This window comes from Bacteroides clarus YIT 12056 (genome assembly GCF_900129655.1).
GTDB classification, from domain to species: domain Bacteria; phylum Bacteroidota; class Bacteroidia; order Bacteroidales; family Bacteroidaceae; genus Bacteroides; species Bacteroides clarus.
Genome location: NZ_FQWK01000003.1, coordinates 238,387 through 259,394, shown reverse-complemented (window position 1 = coordinate 259,394; position 21,008 = coordinate 238,387). Strand labels below are relative to the sequence as shown.

Genomic DNA, 21,008 nt, shown 5'->3' with positions numbered 1-21,008 from the left:
ATCCTTATTATTGATAAATAGCTTTCTTGCCTGCCAGAAGTGTGTTCTTCATTAAAGAGACAATGGTCATCGGGCCTACGCCACCGGGTACGGGGGTGATGAATGAGCATTTTGGAGCGACTTCATCGAACTTGACGTCACCGGTCAGCTTGAAGCCGGATTTCTTGGTTGCGTCCGGTACGCGGGTGGTACCTACGTCGATAACGACTGCGCCTTCCTTTACCATTTCCGCTTTTACGAAGTTGGGTTGTCCCAAAGCTGCGATAATGATATCGGCTTCCTGGCACTCTTTTACCAGGTCTTTACTGCGGCTGTGGCAAACGGTCACCGTGGCGTCGCCCGGATAAGCTTTTTGCATCATAAGGGCAGCCATGGGCTTGCCTACGATGTTGCTGCGTCCCAGTACAACGCATTTCTTTCCGGAGGTTTCTATTTCGTATCTTTTCAGTAATTCGAGAATACCATTGGGAGTTGCGGAAACGTAGCAAGGCAGTCCTATGGACATGCGCCCTACATTGATGGGATGAAAGCCGTCCACATCTTTGCGGTAGTCGATGGTTTCAATCACTTTTTGTTCCGAGATATGTTTGGGCAAAGGCAACTGGACGATAAAACCGTCTACATCCGCATCCTCATTCAGTTCGCGCACTTTCGCCAGTAACTCTTCTTCCGTTACGTCCGCCTCATAACGAATTAGCGAGGATTTGAATCCGCATACTTCACAAGCTTTTACTTTGGCTGCTACATAGGTTTCGCTGCCACCGTCGTGTCCCACAAGGATAGCTGCCAAGTGAGGGCGCTTTCCGCCGCGTGCCACTATATCAGCTACTTCTGCTGCAATTTCCTGCTTAACCTGTTCGGAAATTGCTTTTCCGTCAATTAGTGTCATATTCAATATATCGTATTAGTTATTATTTGCATGGCATTATTCGCAAAAGTAGAGCAAATAACCGAATAAAGCAAAAATCCCGCTGATTTCATTTAATATATGAAATCAGCGGGAGGTATATGCGGGGAGTTTCTTCTTATCTTTTCAGTTTCGGCATCATTTTACCCATTTTGCTGCCGGTCACCATTTTCATCATTTTACGGGTCTGGTCGAACTGTTTCAGCAGACGGTTTACTTCTTGAATGTTCGTTCCGCTACCTTTGGCGATGCGTTGGCGACGCGAACCGTTCAGAATGGCAGGATTACTGCGTTCTTCCGGAGTCATGGAGTAGATAATCGCTTCTATACTCTTAAAAGCATTGTCATCAATGTCGATATCCTTGATGGCCTTGCCGACTCCCGGTATCATGGAAGCAAGCTCTTTCAAGTTACCCATTTTCTTGATTTGCGCAATCTGACTCAGGAAGTCGTTGAAGTCGAACTGATTCTTCGCGATTTTCTTTTGCAGACGTTTGGCTTCTTCTTCGTCATATTGCTCTTGCGCACGCTCTACCAGTGACACAATGTCACCCATACCGAGAATACGGTCGGCCATACGGGCAGGGTGGAACTGATCGATAGCGTCCAGCTTTTCACCGGTTCCGACAAACTTGATAGGCTTGTTTACTACGGAACGGATGGAAAGGGCGGCACCGCCGCGGGTATCACCGTCCAGCTTGGTCAATACCACGCCGTTGAAGTCCAAACGTTCGTTGAATTCTTTGGCGGTGTTTACGGCATCCTGTCCGGTCATGGAGTCTACCACAAACAAGATTTCGTTCGGGTTAATGGCGGCTTTGATTGCAGCGATCTCGTTCATCATTTCCTCGTCTACGGCCAGACGACCGGCTGTATCGACGATTACGAGGTCATACCCTTTTGCTTTGGCTTCCTGTATGGCGTTTTGGGCTATGGCTACCGGGTCTTTGCTGTCCGGTTCGGAGTACATGGGTACTTCGATTTGTTCTGCCAGTACGCGCAACTGTTCGATAGCGGCGGGACGGTAAACGTCACAGGCTACCAATAAAGGTTTCCGGTTCTTTTTGGTTTTCAGCATGCGTGCCAACTTTCCGGAGAAAGTTGTCTTACCGGAACCTTGCAGACCGGACATCAAAATAACAGCCGGCTTGGAATCGATATTGATTTCCGCAGTTTCGCCACCCATGAGTTGCGTCAACTCATCGTGTACGATTTTTACCATTAACTGGCTGGGCTTTACGGCTGTCAGCACGTTTTGTCCTAAAGCTTTCTCCTTAACGGTATCGGTAAAACTCTTGGCAACTTTATAGTTTACGTCGGCATCCAAAAGTGCTTTACGCACGTCTTTCAGCGTTTCTGCCACATTTATCTCGGTGATTTTACCTTCACCCTTCAAAATTTTAAACGACCTCTCAAGTCTCTCGCTTAAATTATCGAACATATTATCTAATTACAATTACTAAATTACAATTTACTCTTATTGAGGCGCAAAAGTACAAAAAATACCTGTAACTGCCTTCTTTTAAGGGCAGAATATTATTACGGCTTGACGGTAGATTGTTCTGAAGCGTAAAATATATCCGTTTCAAACAATGGGAAGATTAAAATCATGTTGATTCTTTATACTTTTATTTTTTTATTCTTTTCATTATAATAGCATTAAAAAAGAGCGGAATAGATTGTACTATTCCGCTCTTTTTTAGAGTTTGCTTTTATGTCTTATAGGTTTTCTCTTTCGTGTAAGAGTTTAACCGTTCATACTCATCAGGAATTCGTCGTTGTCTTTGGTCTTTTCCAAACGGTCTTTTACGAAGTCCATTGCCTCTATCGGATTCATGTCGGCAAGATACTTGCGAAGAATCCACATGCGATCCAGCGTTTGCTTATCTTGCAGCAAGTCGTCGCGGCGAGTGCTGGAAGCGACAATATTGACAGCCGGGAAGATACGCTTGTTGGAGAGGTTGCGGTCGAGTTGTAACTCCATATTACCCGTACCCTTGAACTCTTCAAAGATAACCTCATCCATTTTAGAGCCGGTATCAATCAGCGCCGTCGCAAGGATGGTCAGCGAACCGCCGCCTTCAATGTTACGGGCGGCACCGAAGAAACGTTTCGGTTTATGCAGTGCATTGGCGTCCACACCACCGGACAGCACTTTGCCCGAAGCCGGGGAGACAGTGTTGTAGGCACGTGCCAAACGTGTTATAGAGTCAAGGAAGATAACGACATCATGTCCGCATTCTACCATTCTTTTGGCTTTCTCCAATACGATACCTGCGATTTTTACGTGGCGCTCTGCGGGTTCGTCGAAAGTAGAAGCGATAACTTCTGCGTTTACGGTACGGGCCATGTCGGTAACCTCTTCCGGGCGTTCGTCAATCAACAGCATAATCATGTACACTTCCGGATGATTGGCTGCAATAGCGTTGGCGATATCTTTCATTAAGATAGTCTTACCTGTTTTGGGCTGTGCTACGATTAATGCGCGCTGACCTTTACCGATAGGAGCGAAGAGGTCTACTACGCGTGCCGACATGGAGTCGGAATATCCGCCTTTGCAAAGCTTGAATTTTTCGTCCGGGAAAAGCGGGGTAAGATGTTCGAACGGCACACGGTCGCGTACAAAAGCCGGGTCGCGTCCGTTAATCTTGGATACTTTTACCAGCGGGAAGTATTTCTCGCCTTCCTTAGGCGGACGGATAACACCTTCCACTACATCACCGGTCTTCAAGCCGAACAGCTTGATTTGTGATTGTGAAACGTAAATATCGTCAGGGGAAGAAAGGTAATTATAATCGGATGAACGCAGAAAACCATAGCCGTCCTGCATGATTTCCAATACACCGGTCCCTGTGAGTATATCGTCGAATTCGTATGCCTTTTCACGCTCTGCTGCCGGCTTACGCTCGGGGGCGACATAGTTTTCGGTATTGTTCTGTTGTTGTACAGGACGTTGCTGCTGTTGTGCAGGACGCTGGTTGTTATTATTGTTACGATTGTTGTTGTATGGTGTATTATTGTCACGGAGACGAAGACGGGGGCGTTGTTGCGGTTGCTCTGCTACAGGAACGGGAGTTTCCGCCTTGGTGGCTTCAAATTTGCCGATGAGCTCCGACGGTAATTCTATTTTTTCGGTTGGCAAATCCTCGATGGGAATGAAGTCGTCTTCCACTTCCGGTAAGATAGGGCTTTCATCCGGTGTAGGTTGGGGAGCTGCGACGGCTTTCTTGGGTTCTGCTTTTTTCGGTTCTGCAGTTTCTGCTTTTGGTTCTGCCGGAGCTACTTTTTTAGGTGCTTCCGCTACGGGAGCGGCCTCTTGTTTTACTTTGCGAGGGCGTCCCGGTTTGCGTTTGGGAGCTTCAGCCTCTGCAGCGGGAGCTGTGGCAACAGCCGGTTCTTTAGCTGCCTCTGCCGCTTGTACGGGAGTTTGTACGGCAGGTGTCTCTTCGGCTTTGCCTTTTGTAAGATCACCGTTTTTATTGGCTGTGAACACCTTGTCGGCTCCTTCTTTCTTGACCGTTACGCGAGAACGTTTTTGCTTGTCCCCTTTACGTTCTTCTTTTAATTTGTCGGCTGCTACTTTCTTGGTTGCTCCTGCAATAGCTTGTTCGTCAAGTATCTTGTAAACGAGTTCTTCTTTTTTGAGAGAGTCTGTTTTTTTGATACCCAACTCTTGGGCAATAGCTTGCAATTCCGACAAATTCTTGTCGTTTAATTGAATAATATTATACATACAGTATATGTGTGAATGGTTTTTACTTATTTGGTAAGTCTACCTTGTAAATTATGATTTAATAGGGATATTTATTATTGAACCGGAAATCTGACTAACAATCCTCACCTCAGTAAGGAGTTACAGAATGTTTCAACGGTGCAAAGGTAATAATTATTTTTGGTTTCATAAATAAATCGTCTTTTTTTTAATTTTAAAAGTTTATCTTTGCTTCATTATTATCAAGAAATAGATTTATGAATATATACGCAGTCCATTTGATTACTTTCTCACCTACCCATACCTCTAAACAAGTAGGCGAGGCAATTGTTCGCGGTACAAGCATTTCCGAAATCACAAAAACTGACTTGACGTTGCGTCCGGTGGGTAAGCTTGAAATTCCCGAAAATACCTTGACAGTGATTACAGTTCCTGTATATGGCGGAAAAGTGGCGCCTTTGGCATTGGAGCGGATGAAAGACATTCATACTTCCGGCGCTCCGTCGGTGCTGGTGGTCGTATATGGTAATCGTGCCTATGAAAAAGCATTGGCAGAACTGGACGCATTTGCATCGGAAAGGGGATTTAAAGTGATTGCCGGTGCTACGTTTGTAGGCGAACATTCGTATAGTACGGAGCAAAATCCCATAGCTGTGGGGCGGCCGGATGCGGATGATTTGCGGTTTGCGGAAGCTTTCGGCGCTAAAATAAGGACTAAAATAGAAGCGGCTGTCGATATGGATAAGTTATACGCTGTCGATGTGAGTCGTATTCAACGTCCCCGTCAGGCGTTTTTCCTGTTATTCCGTTTTTTGCGGAAGGTGGTGAAGCTGCGTAAAAGCGGTGTGCCTACGCCCCGTATTCCGGCAGTCGATGCGGAGCTTTGTAATCACTGCGGGTATTGTGCGGCACATTGTCCGGCAGGTGCTATTGCGAAAGGTGATGAGTGCAATACTGATGCGGAAAAGTGTATTCGTTGCTGCGCTTGTGTAAAGGGCTGTCCGCAAAAAGCCCGTACTTTCGATACGCCGTTTGCAGCTTTGCTTGCCGACTGTTTTAAAAGACAGAAAGAAGACAGGATTATCTTGTAGCTTCAGGCGGATTGTATTTGTTTTCTTAAGCGTGCGGATTAAGCAGTCACTTTTATGATTAACGCTTTCCGGGTGTTTTCGTCTATCCGGAATCTGTTGTCTGTTCTTTCGCCTACCAGCCAGATAATGTCGTTGCCGCAACATAATACCCATTGCTGCTCTTTGCGGAGGAGGGAGAATTTGCGGTCGGTCATGTAGTCGCTTATTTTTTTTCTGCCTTTCATACCGAACGGGATAAAATAGTCTCCTTTCTGCCAAAGCCGCAGAGATAGGGGAAGCATGAGTTTATCCGCATCGAAGCAGGCGACTGTTTTGTCTCGGGGAATGATGAAGTCCGGGGTAAGAATACGCTCTTCCATGGTTAAAGTGGGTTGTGTGGCTTGCTGACAGGTTTCAATCAGCAGATATTCACGGTCTTTCACTACACGCCAATGCCCTGAGGTGAAAACTTTTCCCGGTTGTCCTTCCAACGCCCGGCATATATCTTCAACTTGAGTTGCATTGAAGCCGAGCGGATATAAGATTTCAAACAATAATGTTTTGGGGGCGGGTTCATGCATCAGGGCACCGATGTGTATTCCCTTTGCTGTCCGTACCCGTTGTATTCCTTCTTCTATTCCTTTTTTATATATGGCGGACGCTTCGTTCAGATGTTCGGCGGTGTTGAGAATACTTTCTTTGACGGACGGATTGATTTCCTGCATCATCGGCAGCAGGTTTAGGCGTATTTTATTGCGGGTATATTCGTCTTGCAGATTGGTGCTGTCCGTTACGTAATCTTGTCCTATACGGTTCAGGTAGTTGATGATTTCGTTACGGTCCAGGCAGAGTAAGGGGCGTACGATGTGTCCGTTCTTGGGGCGTATTCCCCGTAGTCCGTTGATACCTGTGCCACGGATTAAATTCAGCAGAAGGGTTTCCACACTGTCGTCCTGATGGTGAGCTACGGCGATAACGTTGGCATTACTTTTTGTCCGTATTTTCTCGAACCATTCGTAACGCAGCTCCCTTGCCGCCATTTCGATGGAGATGTGTCGTTCTTCGGCGGTACGTAAAGTATCGAAGTGGACGATGTGTAGCGGAACTTGGCGCTTCGCGCATAATTGGCGGACAAATGTTTCATCTCTGTCGGATTCTTCACCGCGAAGGTGGAAATTGCAATGTGCGGCTTCGCATTCATAACCCAACGTTTGCAGTAAGCACAATAGAGCAACGGAGTCTGCACCGCCGCTTAGGGCGACGAGTATTTTGTCCGCAGGCATGAAAAACTTTTTCTGGCTGATATATCGTGCTACTCTTTCCTTTTCCATAGGGGCAAATATACATGTTTCTTCTTGAATTTTATTATTTCTGTGCAGAAACGTTGTTTTCCTTTATGTCTCTTATTTAAAAACATTCTAAATTATTTGTGCTGTATGAACTTATCTTTTATCTTTGCGGCAAAAATAAAGAAAGGCAGAAAGACTATGCGTTTATCCGAATTAAAAACCGGTGAAAAAGGTGTAATCGTTAAAGTGCTGGGACACGGCGGTTTCCGTAAGCGAATTGTAGAAATGGGTTTTATCAAGGGAAAAACCGTAGAGGTGTTGCTGAATGCTCCTCTGAAAGATCCTATTAAGTATAAGGTAATGGGATACGAAATTTCCTTGCGGCGCCAGGAAGCCGAGATGATTGAAATCGTCGGTGAAAAGGAAATGTGCCGGGAAGCCGTGCAACTCGATTATCACAAAGGGCTGAGCGAAGATATGCGTTTGGGAGAAGAAGAACTGAAACGCATTGCTTTGGGAAAGCGTCGTACCATCAATGTGGCTTTGGTAGGAAATCCCAACTGCGGTAAAACATCTCTTTTCAATATAGCCTCGGGCTCGCATGAGCACGTGGGAAATTACAGCGGTGTCACCGTAGATGCCAAAGAAGGTTATTTCGACTTTCAGGGTTATCACTTTCGCATCGTAGACTTGCCGGGCACTTATTCGCTTTCTGCTTATTCTCCCGAAGAAATTTATGTCCGCCACCACATTATCAACGAAACTCCGGACATCATTATCAATGTAGTGGACTCTTCCAATTTGGAGCGTAACCTGTATCTCACTACCCAGCTGATTGACATGAATGTACGTATGGTTATTGCGCTCAATATGTACGATGAGCTGGAAGCGAGCGGAAATACGTTGGATTATGTAAAACTCGGCCAGCTGTTCGGCGTGCCGATGCTGCCTACTATCAGCCGTACCGGAAAAGGGATTGAACAACTGTTCCATGTTATCATCGATATTTATGAAGGCGGTGACTTCCTGGATAAGAAAGGCAAGGTGCGTGCCGAAATTTTGAATGACCTGCGTAACTGGCATAAGGAATATGTACCCGACCATGACTTTGGTACTCATAAAGAGGAAAAGGAGCATCCGGTGGGCTTTTATCGCCACATCCACATTAATCACGGACCGGAACTGGAGCGGAGTATTGAGGAGGTGAAACGGGTTATCAGTGTCAACGAGAACATACGCTATAAATATTCTACCCGTTTTTTGGCCATCAAACTGCTGGAAAATGATGATGACTTAGAGGGTACGGTAGAGGAGTTTCCTAATGGAAAAGAGATTCTTGAAGTCCGCAATCGTGAGGAGCAACGTCTGCGCAATGCGATAAACGAGGATAGCGAGCAAGCCATTACGGATGCCAAATATGGTTTTATCTCCGGTGCTCTGCGTGAAACTTATGTGGACAATCATGAGGATACGGCACGTACGACACGCGTGATAGACTCCATCGTGACACATCGTGTATGGGGATACCCTATCTTTTTCCTGTTCTTGTATCTGATGTTTGAAGGAACATTCATACTGGGAGATTATCCCATGCAAGGTATTGAATGGCTGGTTGGAGCATTGGGAGATTTGGTGCGTGATAATATGTCTGAAGGTCCGTTGAAAGATTTGTTGGTCGATGGTATTATCGGCGGTGTAGGCGGGGTGATTGTCTTCTTGCCTAATATCTTGATTTTATATTTCTTTATATCGTTAATGGAGGATTCCGGATATATGGCGCGTGCGGCTTTCATTATGGATAAGATAATGCATAAAATGGGGCTGCATGGCAAATCTTTTATTCCTCTGATTATGGGATTCGGTTGTAATGTGCCGGCTATTATGGCCTCGCGTACCATCGAAAACCGAAAGAGCCGGTTGGTAACCATGCTCATTAATCCGCTGATGTCGTGCAGTGCACGCCTGCCTATTTATTTACTGTTGGTAGGGGCGTTTTTTCCGAACAATGCCAGTTTGGTGTTGTTAGCAATCTATGCCATCGGAATTTTGCTGGCGGTAGTTATGGCGCGGCTTTTCTGCCGTTTTCTGGTGAAAGGAGACGATACGCCGTTTGTAATGGAACTTCCCCCTTACCGTATACCGACGTCCAAGTCCATTTTCCGTCATACATGGGAAAAAGGCGCGCAGTATCTGCGCAAAATGGGCGGTATTATTATGGTGGCTTCAGTTGTGATATGGGCATTGGGGTATTATCCGAATCATGATGCATATCAGGATGTGGCGGAACAGCAGGAAAATTCTTATATCGGCAGGATAGGTAAGGCTGTAGAGCCTGTGATAGAGCCGTTGGGCTTTGACTGGAAGTTAGGTATCGGTATTCTTTCCGGAGTAGGAGCCAAGGAATTGGTGGTGAGTACGCTGGGAGTGCTATATGCGGATGATGCCGAAGCTGATGCTGTGAGCTTGGGCGAACGTATTCCGATTACGCCGTTGGTAGCCTTTGGCTATATGGTGTTTGTGTTGATATATTTTCCATGTATTGCTACGTTGGCGGCCATTAAGGGAGAGTCGGGCAGTTGGAAGTGGGCTTTGTTTACGGCAGTGTACACTACTGCACTCGCATGGGTAGTGTCCTTTGCCATTTATCAGATAGGAGGATTATTTGGATGAATAATTGGCAGAATTGGGCGGTAGCTCTCATCTTGTTGTTGTGCATTGTCCGTATAGGGCAGAGTGTTTATCTTTTTTTTCGTAAAGTGAAGGAAAAACGTAATCCTTGTGAGAATTGTGCAACTGGCTGTGAATTAAAGCGGTTGTACGAGAAGAAACGTTCCGAGTGCAGTGATGAGAGAAAAGAAATAAAGAAAAATTGTTGCGGATAGTTGGTAGTTCCAAAAAATGTACTACCTTTGCATCCGCAAACGAGAAAGATTGGTTCCTTGGATGAGTGGCTTAGTCAGCGGTCTGCAAAACCGTGTACGGCGGTTCGAATCCGCCAGGAACCTCAAAGAAGACTCCGAAATATCCGAATGTGATATTTCGGAGTTTTTCTTATAATATAAAATAGCCGACATAAAGTTATGCCGGCTATTTTATATTATAAGAAGATATTTAGAACATCGGTAACTGATAGATGAATCCTACCGATACCCTGTTGGTGGAATAATTCTCTTGTCCAAGCGCTTTGGCGCGAGCTGTGAAATCATAGGAGCGTCCTACGTAAGTAAGGAAGAAGTGTAAGTTTGTATCCATGGGATAGAACTCCACACCGGCAAAGTAGCCCCATGCAGTACGGTATTTGCCTTTCTCTAAATCTCCTTGTTGCTTGGTAAGAGATGCTGTTTCGTACATTCCTTTTACAAAAGCATTCCATTTGGGCAGGAAGCGATAGTTCAACTTGGTTACCATTGAAAAATACCCGGCATCGGAAGCGTTGTGACCTTCCATGCTGCCTGTAATTCCCGTCATGATTCCTTTACGGTCAATACTTTCTCTTGAATACATGAAGTCGAGAAACATATTGAACTTGTTCAAGTTTAATTCATTACCGAATGCGTAATAATACATATTCCTGTCTTTAGCCTCATTCATAACGGAAGCAGACCAACGTGTTTTGAATACGTCATTGAAATTACCGTTCCAGTTCAGGGTATACACAAGCGGAAGTTTGCCCGATTCTATTGTAGGGAGCTCTCCATCTTCGGTTTCAACTCCGTATGTTTTGCTGAAAGAACCATTACGGCTGTCCAGGATTTGCAGGTTCAACTGCTGGTTGGAGTTGATGTCATATCCGATATTCAAACCGGTCATGAAGTTGCTCATGTTCTCAATCATATCGCTATACTCGTATATTTCGATAGGATTCAGGTCGAACTCAATACCGCCGTATGCGGCACATTGTTTACCGGCAAAGATAGAAAAACCTTTTCCGAGTTTCACACCGATTCCGGCAATGTCGATGGAGGTAGGAAGATTGTCGATGTTTCCGCTGCTGTCATTCGAACGGTTCAGACGCTGTCTGTACCGATATGAAAGCCAGTTGTTGATGTTTCCTTTGGCTTCAATGCGAAGTTGCCTCATTTTGAAAGCCCCTTCTTCAAAGCCGTCGTGGAAGTTTGCATCGAAACTGCCTTGCATATTGAGAAATAAGTTGAACTTATCCTGTTTTTTCTTTACGTTGGTAAGTTCTTCAAACAGAGTTTTATTCTCAAGGAACTTCTCACTCTTCTCCGTGTTCTGAGCGTACATGCCTTGTGCGCAGCCCGCTATCAGGAGTATAAATGTTAGTTTCTTTATCATGTCCATCTGTTTTTAGTATTCGTTGAAGTATTCTTGAATCTGTTTCCAGTCGTTGGTCTTGGTCAATGCAAGCATTAGCAGAACACGTGATTTCTGAGGATTTAACTCCTGTGATGCGACAAACTGATACTGCGCATCGTTTACTTCCGCATCAAGAGAAGTGGGACCTGTCGGTACTCTTGATGAACGGACAACAAGAATACCCTTCTTGCGTGCATCCATTAATACGGGGAATATATTCTTATGGATGTTTCCATTGCCTACTCCTGCATGAATGATACCCTTATAGCCGTTGCTCAGCATCGGAGTAACCATATCGGCTTCGATATTCGAATAGCTATAAACGATTCCTACTTTGGGAAGTGAGTTCAAATCGGTAACATCAAATACGGAGTGGGTGGTATGCTTCTTTACGGACGACATATTATAGGTAACCTTACCGTTCAAAACATAACCGAGTGCACCTGCGTTGGGAGCTTGGAATGTTTGTACGTCAACGGTATTCATCTTCAATACACTTGCGGCGCCAAGTACGCTTCCGTTCATTGCCACTAAAACGCCTTTACCTTTGGATTCTTTAGCTCCGGCCACAACAACGGCATTGTATAAGTTGAGAGGTCCGTCGGCGCTGATGGCGGTGGATGGGCGCATTGCTCCGACTAAAACGACCGGTTTGTCGCTCTTGACCGTCAGATTGAGGAAATATGCCGTTTCTTCCATTGTATCGGTTCCGTGAGTAATGACGATACCGTCAATATCGGAGCGTTTCAAAAGCTGGTTAATCTTCTTTGCAAGAATCAGCCAAACATCATCGTTCATATCCTGTGAGCCTATCTTGACGATTTGTTCACCTGTTACGTTAGCTATATTCTTCAGTTCGGGTACGGCATCAAGCAAAGTGCCGATAGCCACCTGTCCGGCAGTATAGTTGGTGGCGGTTGCAGACGCTCCGGTTCCGGCGATGGTTCCACCGGTGGCAAGGATATGAATATTAGGCTTTTGTTGAGCGAAAGCCATTGCTGCAGAAAACAGTAGCATAACGGCTACCATACTAAGTCTTGCTAATTTTTTCATAACTTACATTGTTTAAATTAAAAAATAGGTTGAAGTATAATATCTCAGAATATTTGTATGAATAACAATCCCAGCGCTATGGCAACTACCGTAGAGACAATACCGGGCATCATAAAGGAGTGATTAAGTATATACTTGCCGATGCGTGTTGTTCCTGTGCGGTCAAAGTTGATAGCCGCGACTACGGTAGGATAGTTCGGTATGAAGAAATATCCGTTTACGGCAGGGAACATGGCTATCAGCATATATGGCGATATGCCCAAAGCGATGCCCAGCGGTACTAAAGCGCGTACCGTGGCTGCCTGGCTGTACAACAAGATGGACATAACGAATAAAGCGATACCGAACAACCAGGGCATCTGGCGCACGATTCCTTCAATAGAGGCGGTCAGTTGCGCCATATTGCCATTCAAGAAAGTATCGCCCATCCAGGCAATACCGAAAATAGCGATTACGGCCTGCATTCCGGCGGGAAAAACAGAACCCTGTGTCGCTTTTATTCCGTCGGTTTTGGTAACCAACAGAATAAGGGCGGCTGCCGTAAGCATGATGATTTCGATAATGGCTGACATGCCTAAAGTGACTGTTTTTCCATCAATCAGGAAAGAAGGGCGCATACCCTCAAACGAACCGAAAAGAACAATGAATGCGGTAGCGAGGATGAATATAAGTACCGAAATCATGGCGTGGCGTTTGTTTTTTACGTCATCAATCTTCACCTTTCTGCCATCGAAGTATCCCTCTGCCATGCGTTTTTGATACTCAGGGTCGTCAATCAGTTCTTTTCCCACACGCATGGAGCACAATGCTCCTACCAGCACGCCGAGAATCGTCGCAGGAATCGTTATTTTGAGTATATCGAATAAAGTGATGTCGAATCCGGCGAGCAGGCCAAGCAGTGCCACCGTGGCTGCCGAAATAGGACTTGCCGTGATGGCTTGCTGTGAAGCGATAACCGCAATACCCAACGGACGCTCGGGTCTGATTTTGGTTTCTGTCGCAACTTCGGCTATGACGGGAAGGACAGAGTAAGCAACGTGTCCTGTTCCTGCTACGAAAGTAAATAAATAAGTTACGATAGGACTGAGGATAGTAACCTGTGACGGATTTTTGCGTAGCAGCTTTTCCGCCAATTTTACCATATAGTCAAGTCCGCCGGCCGCTTGCATACAGGAAGCCGCGGAAATAACGGCGGCAATCATCAACATTACGTCGATTGGTGGCGCGGTAGGTTGTAAGCCAAATACAAAAGTCAATATACCTAAGCCTACACCGCCCATTACTCCAAGACCTATGCCGCCTAAACGCGCACCTATGATAATAGCGGTCAGTACAAATAATAATTGTAAGATCATATACTTGTTATTTAAAAATTAAATAAAGGCTGTTCCGTTTCTTTAATATTGGCTAATTTCTGAAAATATCTTTTATATAACAAGAAAAGGGGGTAAATGTGTTGCCTGTATTACTTTATATTTTCTAAATAAAACATATATTAACCAAACATGGATAAACTTCTGATTTATTCTTATGGTTTACAATTTGTCATATTAAGTATAGAATTATGTGTGATATTCACTTGTGATTAAAGTTTGTTAACTTAATAATAAGGCATAGCATTTACAAAACATTTTATGCTATCTTTGGTTATTCTTTGGTAACCGCTTATAGAAATGGTTAATAAATATATATTATGAAAGAAGAACTATCAAAAAAAACTCGCACAGAAAGTGATTTGATCGGCAGCCGTGAAATACCGGAAACTGCCATGTATGGAGTACAAACCCTCAGAGGTATCGAAAACTTTCGTATCAGTAAATTTCATCTGAATGAATACCCTTTGTTCATCAATGCTCTTGCTATCACTAAAATGGGAGCGGCTGTTGCCAACTTCGAGCTTGGCTTGCTTACCGAACAACAGGCGGATGCTATTCTTGAAGCTTGTAAGGAAATACTTGAAGGCAAGCATCATGAACAGTTCCCGGTAGATATGATTCAGGGCGGAGCCGGAACCACTACCAACATGAACGCCAATGAGGTAATCGCCAATCGCGCTCTTGAAATCCTGGGGCATAAACGCGGTGAATATCAATATTGTTCGCCGAACGACCACGTCAATCGCTCACAGTCTACCAATGACGCTTATCCTACCGCTATACATATAGGAATGTACTATACACATCTCAAGCTGGTGAAACACTTTGAGGAGTTAATCGATGCGTTCCAGCGCAAGGCAGAAGAGTTCAGGCATATCATTAAAATGGGACGTACGCAGTTGGAAGACGCTGTACCTATGACACTCGGACAAACGTTCAATGGCTTTGCCAGTATCTTACGCGATGAGATAAAGAACCTGAACTTTGCGGCAGAAGAATTCCTCACTGTCAATATGGGAGCTACCGCCATCGGTACGGGCATTACGGCAGAGCCGGAATATGCGGAGCGGTGTGTAAAGGCTTTGCGGAAGATTACCGGATGGGAAGTTAAGCTATCCGCTGATTTGGTGGGGGCTACTTCGGATACTTCTTGTCTTGTAGGTTATTCTTCGGCGATGCGGAGAGTGGCGGTGAAGATGAACAAGATATGCAACGACCTTCGTCTGCTCGCATCCGGGCCGCGTTGCGGACTGGGAGAAATCAATCTTCCTGCCATGCAGCCGGGTTCCTCTATAATGCCGGGCAAGGTAAACCCCGTTATCCCCGAAGTGATGAACCAGATAGATTACAAAGTAATAGGCAATGACCTTTGTGTAGCCATGAGCGGTGAAGCCGCGCAGATGGAACTGAATGCGATGGAGCCTGTTATGGCGCAATGTTGCTTTGAGTCGGCTGATTTGCTGATGAACGGATTCGATACCTTGCGTACTCTCTGTATCGACGGAATCACCGCTAACGAGGAAGTATGCCGCAGCTATGTACACGATAGTATCGGCGTGGTGACCGCGCTGAATCCGGTTATCGGTTATAAGAACTCCACCAAGATAGCCAAAGAAGCCCTCGAAACGGGAAAAGGCGTTTATGAACTGGTATTGGAACACAACATACTTTCCAAAGAGGATTTGGATACCATCCTGAAGCCGGAAAACATGATTAAGCCTGTGAAGTTGGATATCAAACCTAATATTTAAAGGATGGCGCTCCGGAGCATAAGGTTCCGGAGCAGCCTGCGTTAAATATTCGCAAAGAGTTTATGCTCTATTTGTTTTCTTATGGCTAATTAGCTTCTTTTGCGACAGGAAATTTGTTTATGAATACTTAAAAAGCGAAGAAGATGAAGCAACTCAGATTATGGCTGCTCGGCCTGTTTGCATTATGCGGCATAGCGGCTGTGGCACAGGAAGCAAAAGCGGACAGTACCGGTTATATTGTGAAAGTGGGGCAGACGGCTCCCGATTTTACCGTAACGCTGACGGACGGCAAAACCGTTAAACTTTCCGATTTCCGTGGCAAGGTGGTGATGTTGCAATTCACTGCCAGTTGGTGCGGCGTATGCCGTAAAGAAATGCCTTTTATCGAAAAAGATATATGGCAGAAGCATAAGTCCGATCCGGACTTCATGTTAATGGGGATCGACCGTGACGAACCGTTGAATAAAGTCATCGCTTTTGGCAAGTCCACGGGTGTTACCTATCCCTTGGGACTGGATCCGGGCGCTGATATTTTTGCCAAATATGCGTTACGTCAGGCTGGTATCACCCGTAATGTGCTGATTGATAAAGAAGGGCGCATCGTGATGCTTACCCGTCTTTACAATCCTGAGGAGTTCTCCTCTCTGGTCAGGAAGATTGATGAACTTCTGAAATAGCTTTCTTCCGGCTTCCGGTTTTAGAAAGAAAAGCTTGTGCCGGCATTTAGCGACATCATGATGTCGCTTCCCTGCACGTTATCCTGCATCAACAGTTCCTTTCCGTAAATGCGGATTTTGGGTTCGAGGAATACTTTGAAGCGGCGGCTCACTCGATAAGAGGTGTGCAGTCCCGCTTCTCCACCGATAAAGAAACGGCTTTCATGCTGCATCCGCACGGATGCCACTACTCCGGCAAATAGCTGTATGTCGTATTTGCGTTCAGGGTCGTATCCTGTCATCAGGTTGGTAAGATTCAGCATATAGTCAAGGCTTCCGCTTGCCATATCATATTTCACGTTTTCCCCTTTCAGGTCTGTGGAAAGAGGCGTGTAGTCCGCTCCTAAGCGGAGCGACGATAGCGGAGTAAAGATGCGTCCCGCGTTTATCATGGCCTGATAGTCAAAGTAGCGTTTCAGTTCATACCGCTTCATCTGTATGGGAGTGGAGAAACCTATTGCGCCGCTCACGAAGAAAGAAGGTCGAAACAGTTCCCGGTTCAAAGAGCGTGCCATACGGTTCTCCTCGTCGGCACGCCGTATCTCGATACCTACATTGATACTGTACAGATTGTCTGTGAACTTTTTGGCCACATATCTTCCTTCTTCTTTTTCGCTGGTCTTTAATGAATACGATGCCAGGCTGGTACGTGGTTCCACAAACAAAGAGACATCCCCAAAGAGCTTGTATTTAAGTTGCACCCCACCTGTAAAGCCCGTATATCCGCCTTTCGCGGGGCGATAACCGTTCTCCTTCAAGATATATCCCAACTCACCGCCGGCCAGTACATTGACGGAAAACTTGGGATTCATCTGCCGGCCGTTAAAGAAATACGTGGCGTCCAGCATACCTTCCAGACGTCCCCCCGCGTATGCGGACATCTCATAGAATTCTTCACCGGCGGAATTTGCCGAAGAAGCGGTTACTTTTTTGTGCCAGGTATCGGAGGATTTGAATGCCGATAGTCGCAAGCCGAATGCGGGTATCAGCCATTTGCCGGCGGACAGGCTGATGTGCGGCCCGACGGAGTTCACCAATCCTATTTCGCTTGTCAGGCGGGAAGCTTGTAACTGTCCGCCTGCGGCAACGCTGACAAAGGTATTGTCCAAAAAGCGGTTTCCTTCCAATATGCGTATTTTGCCGAAAGGCTTCCATGCTTTCAGGCGGTAGTTCATGCCCACTGTCGCGCCGTAGGTCATATCGTATTTATGCCAGTTCTTTTGAAAAGAGTGGTCTATGCCGTCACTCATAATGGTGAAGCGCGGTTCCAGATAAAAGTCCACATGCGCGGTAGGGTGCAGCTTCAACTGAAAACCTAAGTGCAGGTCGGCCACATGCTCCGTCCTGCCGGCCAGCGAGGACAGTTGATAACCGACTCCCGCTACGGTCAGGAACTCGAAGATACGTCCGGGATTATAGCCGTTGACGTAGGACGATACGTTTAACAGATAGTCCGCTTGCAACCCGAAGCGCATTAAGGTTTCGTTATCTATTTTGCGGGAAAAGTTGCCGGCGAGCAATGAAGCCCGCAGGGCATGCGCGGGAGCGAACTGCCAGCTGGCGGCAATACCGCCCGCAGGGCCTGTATTGAAATCCGTGTTTCCGCGCGGAATCATTTTATCCATACCGCCGAATAAGGAGATATACACATTGTTCTTCCATAACGTATCGAAGGGAACGGCGTCCGGATGCTGGTAACGTTTTTGGAACATCTGCCGGGTAGCGTCGAATCCTGTGCTGACCGTATCTTTAGGATGCGCTGTTCGGGGAGAATTGTCGCTGCCTTGCTGCTGGGCAAAGGCGGCGGGTATCGTTATGCTCAATACAATCAATATTATCGGTAGCTTCTTCATGGTTTTCAGCTCTCTCTATATCCGTTTAATAAAGTTTCCAGTCACCCTGGTCGTAATATTCCATAAACTCTTTACTGATTTCGCCGTCATTAACGGCTATTTTGTAGTATTTCTCATCCAGTTTGACGATTTCTTCCAGTTTCTTGCAGGCTTCATCAAAATCCAGGGCGTTATCGTAGCTCCATTCATACAGTTTCTTTTCCCGGATGTAAATCACCAGCTTCATGTACTTTGTCATGGCCGTTTCGGGCAGCGCGTCCAATGCTTTCTCCGCTTCTTTATTGTAATTGTCCGTTTCCATGGCCATGCACATTACGATATTATTGAGCGGTGACGACTCTTTCACTGCTTTGAATACCTTTTTGCGTTCCTCACCCTCTTTCACGGTGGCTGCGCCCCGGTAGTCGTAGTAGCCGCCCAGACAGTTGGCAAACGCCTTTATCATCTGGAAACGCTCGGTGTCGGGAAGCTTGTCGGCAAGGATGCTGGCCTCTTCAAAGTTATAGGCGCGTATGTACATCGCGAGCTGGTTGGCGACGATTGTTTCGGGGTTTACTTCGGTCTTCGTTATGCTGATGCCGTCGTTGAACGAATCCACCATGTTCACTTTTCGTTTGAGGTCAATCAGGGGTTTCAGTATCTCTACATCGAAAGTATCCCTGCGCAACAGCGCTATGGCAAGGTTGTTGGCCGCCAGAATCCACGGCTTTTCTTTCCCTTTCGCGTCGTATGCCATTGTCTCCCTGTAAGCGCGCCGATAGAGCTTTTCCGCTTCTTTCGGCTCTTTTATCATTTGGAACAAATGCCAGTACTCGTAGCGTGTGAATGACTTCTTGCCGTCGGCATATTGCGGGTCGTGCAAGTATTTGTCCAATATTTCGTCCGGGTTCAGCTCACGGAATATTTCATGTTTGTATTCGTACTGTACGGTACGTAGCTTGGGTAGCCGCTCTTTAATGACGGTGGAGTAATAGGGCAGGCGTGATACGGCGGCAAATTGCGCATCGGGGTTCTTGTATTTCCCGGTGATTTCCCTTATCTCCCGCGCTTCCGCGGTGAGGCTGTCCCGCTCCAGCAAGCAGGCTACCTCATTCCAGGTGGCGACACGCGTTTCCGTGGGATGCTTATACACCCGGCTCCATTTGGCGGCAGGTATTACCGAAGTGATTTTTTGGAGAGCGAAAGCCGTTCGTTGTTTGGCGAGCGCCAGATTGCCGGCATAGCGTCCTTCGGGAGACGATACGCCGGTAATCTTAAATTCTTTCAGCGTGGTGCCCTCGCCGTTGACGATGCCCATCAGGTCTTCCTGCAATTTATTCATCTGCACCACGTTGGCAGAGTCCGCCGGATCCAGTTCGGCCTTGCCTACGAGGAATGTCAGCGAGATATTGCCCGCCGTATTCCGGCGTTCGCGTCGGGGCGTTTCTTTGTATTTATCGGGGTCTAATTCGAAATCGGGGAATGAGAACTCCAGAAACTGCAAAGGGCGTTTTATTTTGCAGGTAGTCATTTTCCATTCCGCTTCGTAAGTGGAGTGGGTATAATCGGCTATAATAACTTTGGACAATACGCTGTAAATGCGTCTGGGGTCGGGCACGGGCACTGAGTCGTTAATGTCCAGATTGAAGCGCGTGGCATCCAGCTGGCGGCGGGTATTGATGAAGGGCGCCAGTTTGTCGTTCTTTATGTCGTAGGCCATGCGGCGGTCTTGCGTCAGTCCGTATTCGGGGCCATCCATGACGGTGGGGTCCATGTAGCTCACCACCTCTTCGGTGGTACAGTCCATGATGTAAGGCTGCATGATGAGCCGGCGGTTGGGAGCGCCGTAATTGCTGGGAATAGCTACCGAGTTGTTTACAATCAGCTTGTTTCCCACTATTTTCCCGGCTACGGGGCGGGGCTGCGGATTCGGGTTCTCAGCCACGACTTCCACTTCCTCAAGGGCGATGCCGCCGTCGATGTTGGCATTAATCTCCTGCTTGTAGTTTACCTCGCGCAGTTCGTTCTTCATTTGTACGTTAAAGATAAGCGCGCCGTTTTCCGCCACGCGTATTTCGTAGTACCCGTCGGCGCCTGCCACGGCGTCGGCATCGAAGAGCAGTGTCCCGCCACCGCCGGTTTCGAGCGCTTTCAGAGCATCGCGCGCGGAGGCTACGGTGTTGAAAGCGAAGATACGTACGGTTTCGCCCATGGGGAAAGGCCTCGGTTTCTTTTCGCCTTCGGGCAGGTTCAGCACTTTGCCGGACACGATGGAGATTTGCTGCGCCATGATTGATGCGGAAAATGAAACCATAGCAAGACAAACGGCTGATGTTATGATGAAATGTTTCATGGCGGTTGTTCTTTATTTGAAGATATAGGACACAGAGACACCTATCTTGATAGGCAATAGTTTGTAACCGTTGGCGTTGGCTTGTGCCGTTCCGTCGGTGTAGTCTGCTATGTTGTCGTTTTTGTAGTATTGTTTTTGCTTGAAGTATACGGCGCCGAATCCGCCGTAAAACTCTACGTTGAGGCGTCTGCTCAGATTCAGCGCGTAGCCGAACGTGATTCCGGCGCCGGCGGCATCACCCTGATAGATACGCTCTCCCCATGTGATGTCGTAGGAAACGCCGAGGGCGGCTATTCCTACAAACTCCCGTGTCATGGGGCGTCCGTTGAACCAGTAACGGTATTCGGGCAGAAGTCCTATCATTTTGGCTTTGTTGCCATAGATGTTGATTGCGCCGAAAGCCGAGATGTCGATACTGCTCCGTTCGCCTACAACGAATTCGCAGCCGATGTTGGGAGCCATGGCGGCAAGCATCAGTCCGTTGGTTTTTACCGCCAGTTGCTGGGCATGCAGGGCAGGAGCGCTGCACAGTATCAGCAGAAAGAAGATACTGCTTGGAAGAAGTGTATGGTGATGGGTTTTCGGCATATCGGTGTTTATCGTTTGGGTTATTGATGGTTGTAAGTTCC

At 46.7% G+C, this 21,008-nt stretch carries 15 protein-coding genes and 1 tRNA gene; 6 read left to right on the top strand and 10 right to left on the bottom strand.

Annotated features, from left to right (window positions below):
- Positions 1-7 precede the first annotated feature (7 nt).
- The 3 genes from folD to rho form a co-directional block, all read right to left on the bottom strand.
- Complete coding sequence (gene folD, locus BUB52_RS05750) at positions 8-889, bottom strand: bifunctional methylenetetrahydrofolate dehydrogenase/methenyltetrahydrofolate cyclohydrolase FolD (RefSeq protein WP_009121550.1); 882 nt, start codon at positions 887-889, stop codon at positions 8-10.
- 136 nt (positions 890-1,025) lie between these two features.
- Complete coding sequence (ffh, locus tag BUB52_RS05745) at positions 1,026-2,348, bottom strand: signal recognition particle protein (protein ID WP_009121551.1); 1,323 nt, start codon at positions 2,346-2,348, stop codon at positions 1,026-1,028.
- Between the two features lie 306 nt (positions 2,349-2,654).
- Positions 2,655-4,640 (bottom strand): transcription termination factor Rho, encoded by a 1,986-nt coding sequence (gene rho, locus BUB52_RS05740; RefSeq protein WP_009121552.1) that lies wholly within the window; start codon positions 4,638-4,640, stop codon positions 2,655-2,657.
- A gap of 236 nt (positions 4,641-4,876) precedes the next feature.
- Between rho and BUB52_RS05735 the strand changes: the two genes are divergently transcribed.
- Positions 4,877-5,710: a 4Fe-4S binding protein gene (locus tag BUB52_RS05735; protein WP_009121553.1), complete on the top strand. Its 834-nt coding sequence runs from the start codon at positions 4,877-4,879 to the stop codon at positions 5,708-5,710.
- Positions 5,711-5,748: 38 nt separating this feature from the next.
- Here the strand turns inward: BUB52_RS05735 and tilS are convergent, their stop codons facing one another.
- Entirely contained in the window at positions 5,749-7,020 is a 1,272-nt protein-coding gene (tilS, locus tag BUB52_RS05730) for a tRNA lysidine(34) synthetase TilS (RefSeq protein ID WP_009121554.1), read from the bottom strand.
- Positions 7,021-7,176: 156 nt separating this feature from the next.
- Here tilS and feoB point away from each other — a divergent pair, with 156 nt between their 5' ends.
- From feoB to BUB52_RS05715, 3 genes are all read left to right on the top strand, one after another.
- Positions 7,177-9,648, top strand: coding sequence for a ferrous iron transport protein B (gene feoB, locus BUB52_RS05725; protein ID WP_039950594.1), 2,472 nt, complete (start codon positions 7,177-7,179; stop codon positions 9,646-9,648).
- Complete coding sequence (locus BUB52_RS15835; protein WP_009121556.1) at positions 9,645-9,860, top strand: hypothetical protein; 216 nt, start codon at positions 9,645-9,647, stop codon at positions 9,858-9,860. The genes feoB and BUB52_RS15835 overlap by 4 nt, the downstream gene beginning before the upstream one ends.
- Positions 9,861-9,911: 51 nt before the next feature.
- A tRNA-Cys gene (locus tag BUB52_RS05715) sits at positions 9,912-9,983 on the top strand.
- Positions 9,984-10,089: 106 nt separating this feature from the next.
- Here the strand turns inward: BUB52_RS05715 and BUB52_RS05710 are convergent.
- From BUB52_RS05710 to BUB52_RS05700, 3 genes are read right to left on the bottom strand one after another with little or no spacing between them, the layout of a single operon-like run.
- Positions 10,090-11,274, bottom strand: a complete 1,185-nt coding sequence (locus tag BUB52_RS05710) for a porin (protein WP_039950595.1) — start codon at positions 11,272-11,274, stop codon at positions 10,090-10,092.
- 15 nt (positions 11,275-11,289) lie between these two features.
- A complete protein-coding gene (ansB, locus tag BUB52_RS05705) occupies positions 11,290-12,351 on the bottom strand; it encodes an L-asparaginase 2 (RefSeq protein ID WP_009121558.1) in 1,062 nt (353 codons plus the stop codon).
- A 44-nt stretch (positions 12,352-12,395) separates the two neighbouring features.
- The gene (locus tag BUB52_RS05700; RefSeq protein WP_009121559.1) at positions 12,396-13,706 is read right to left on the bottom strand and encodes an anaerobic C4-dicarboxylate transporter family protein; all 1,311 of its coding nucleotides are present in this window, start codon (positions 13,704-13,706) and stop codon (positions 12,396-12,398) included.
- A gap of 338 nt (positions 13,707-14,044) precedes the next feature.
- On the opposite strand from BUB52_RS05700, the gene aspA reads away from it, so the two are divergent.
- Complete coding sequence (gene aspA / locus BUB52_RS05695) at positions 14,045-15,478, top strand: aspartate ammonia-lyase (protein ID WP_009121560.1); 1,434 nt, start codon at positions 14,045-14,047, stop codon at positions 15,476-15,478.
- 143 nt (positions 15,479-15,621) lie between these two features.
- Entirely contained in the window at positions 15,622-16,155 is a 534-nt protein-coding gene (locus BUB52_RS05690; RefSeq protein WP_009121561.1) for a TlpA family protein disulfide reductase, read from the top strand.
- Positions 16,156-16,175: 20 nt separating this feature from the next.
- On the opposite strand, the gene BUB52_RS05685 is transcribed toward BUB52_RS05690, so the two are convergent.
- The 3 genes from BUB52_RS05685 to BUB52_RS05675 form a co-directional block, all read right to left on the bottom strand.
- A complete protein-coding gene (locus BUB52_RS05685) occupies positions 16,176-18,047 on the bottom strand; it encodes a hypothetical protein (RefSeq protein WP_009121562.1) in 1,872 nt (623 codons plus the stop codon).
- A gap of 25 nt (positions 18,048-18,072) precedes the next feature.
- The gene (locus BUB52_RS05680; RefSeq protein WP_039950522.1) at positions 18,073-20,316 is read right to left on the bottom strand and encodes a hypothetical protein; all 2,244 of its coding nucleotides are present in this window, start codon (positions 20,314-20,316) and stop codon (positions 18,073-18,075) included.
- Between the two features lie 75 nt (positions 20,317-20,391).
- Positions 20,392-20,967 (bottom strand): DUF3575 domain-containing protein, encoded by a 576-nt coding sequence (locus BUB52_RS05675; protein WP_022219651.1) that lies wholly within the window; start codon positions 20,965-20,967, stop codon positions 20,392-20,394.
- Positions 20,968-21,008: the final 41 nt, after the last annotated feature.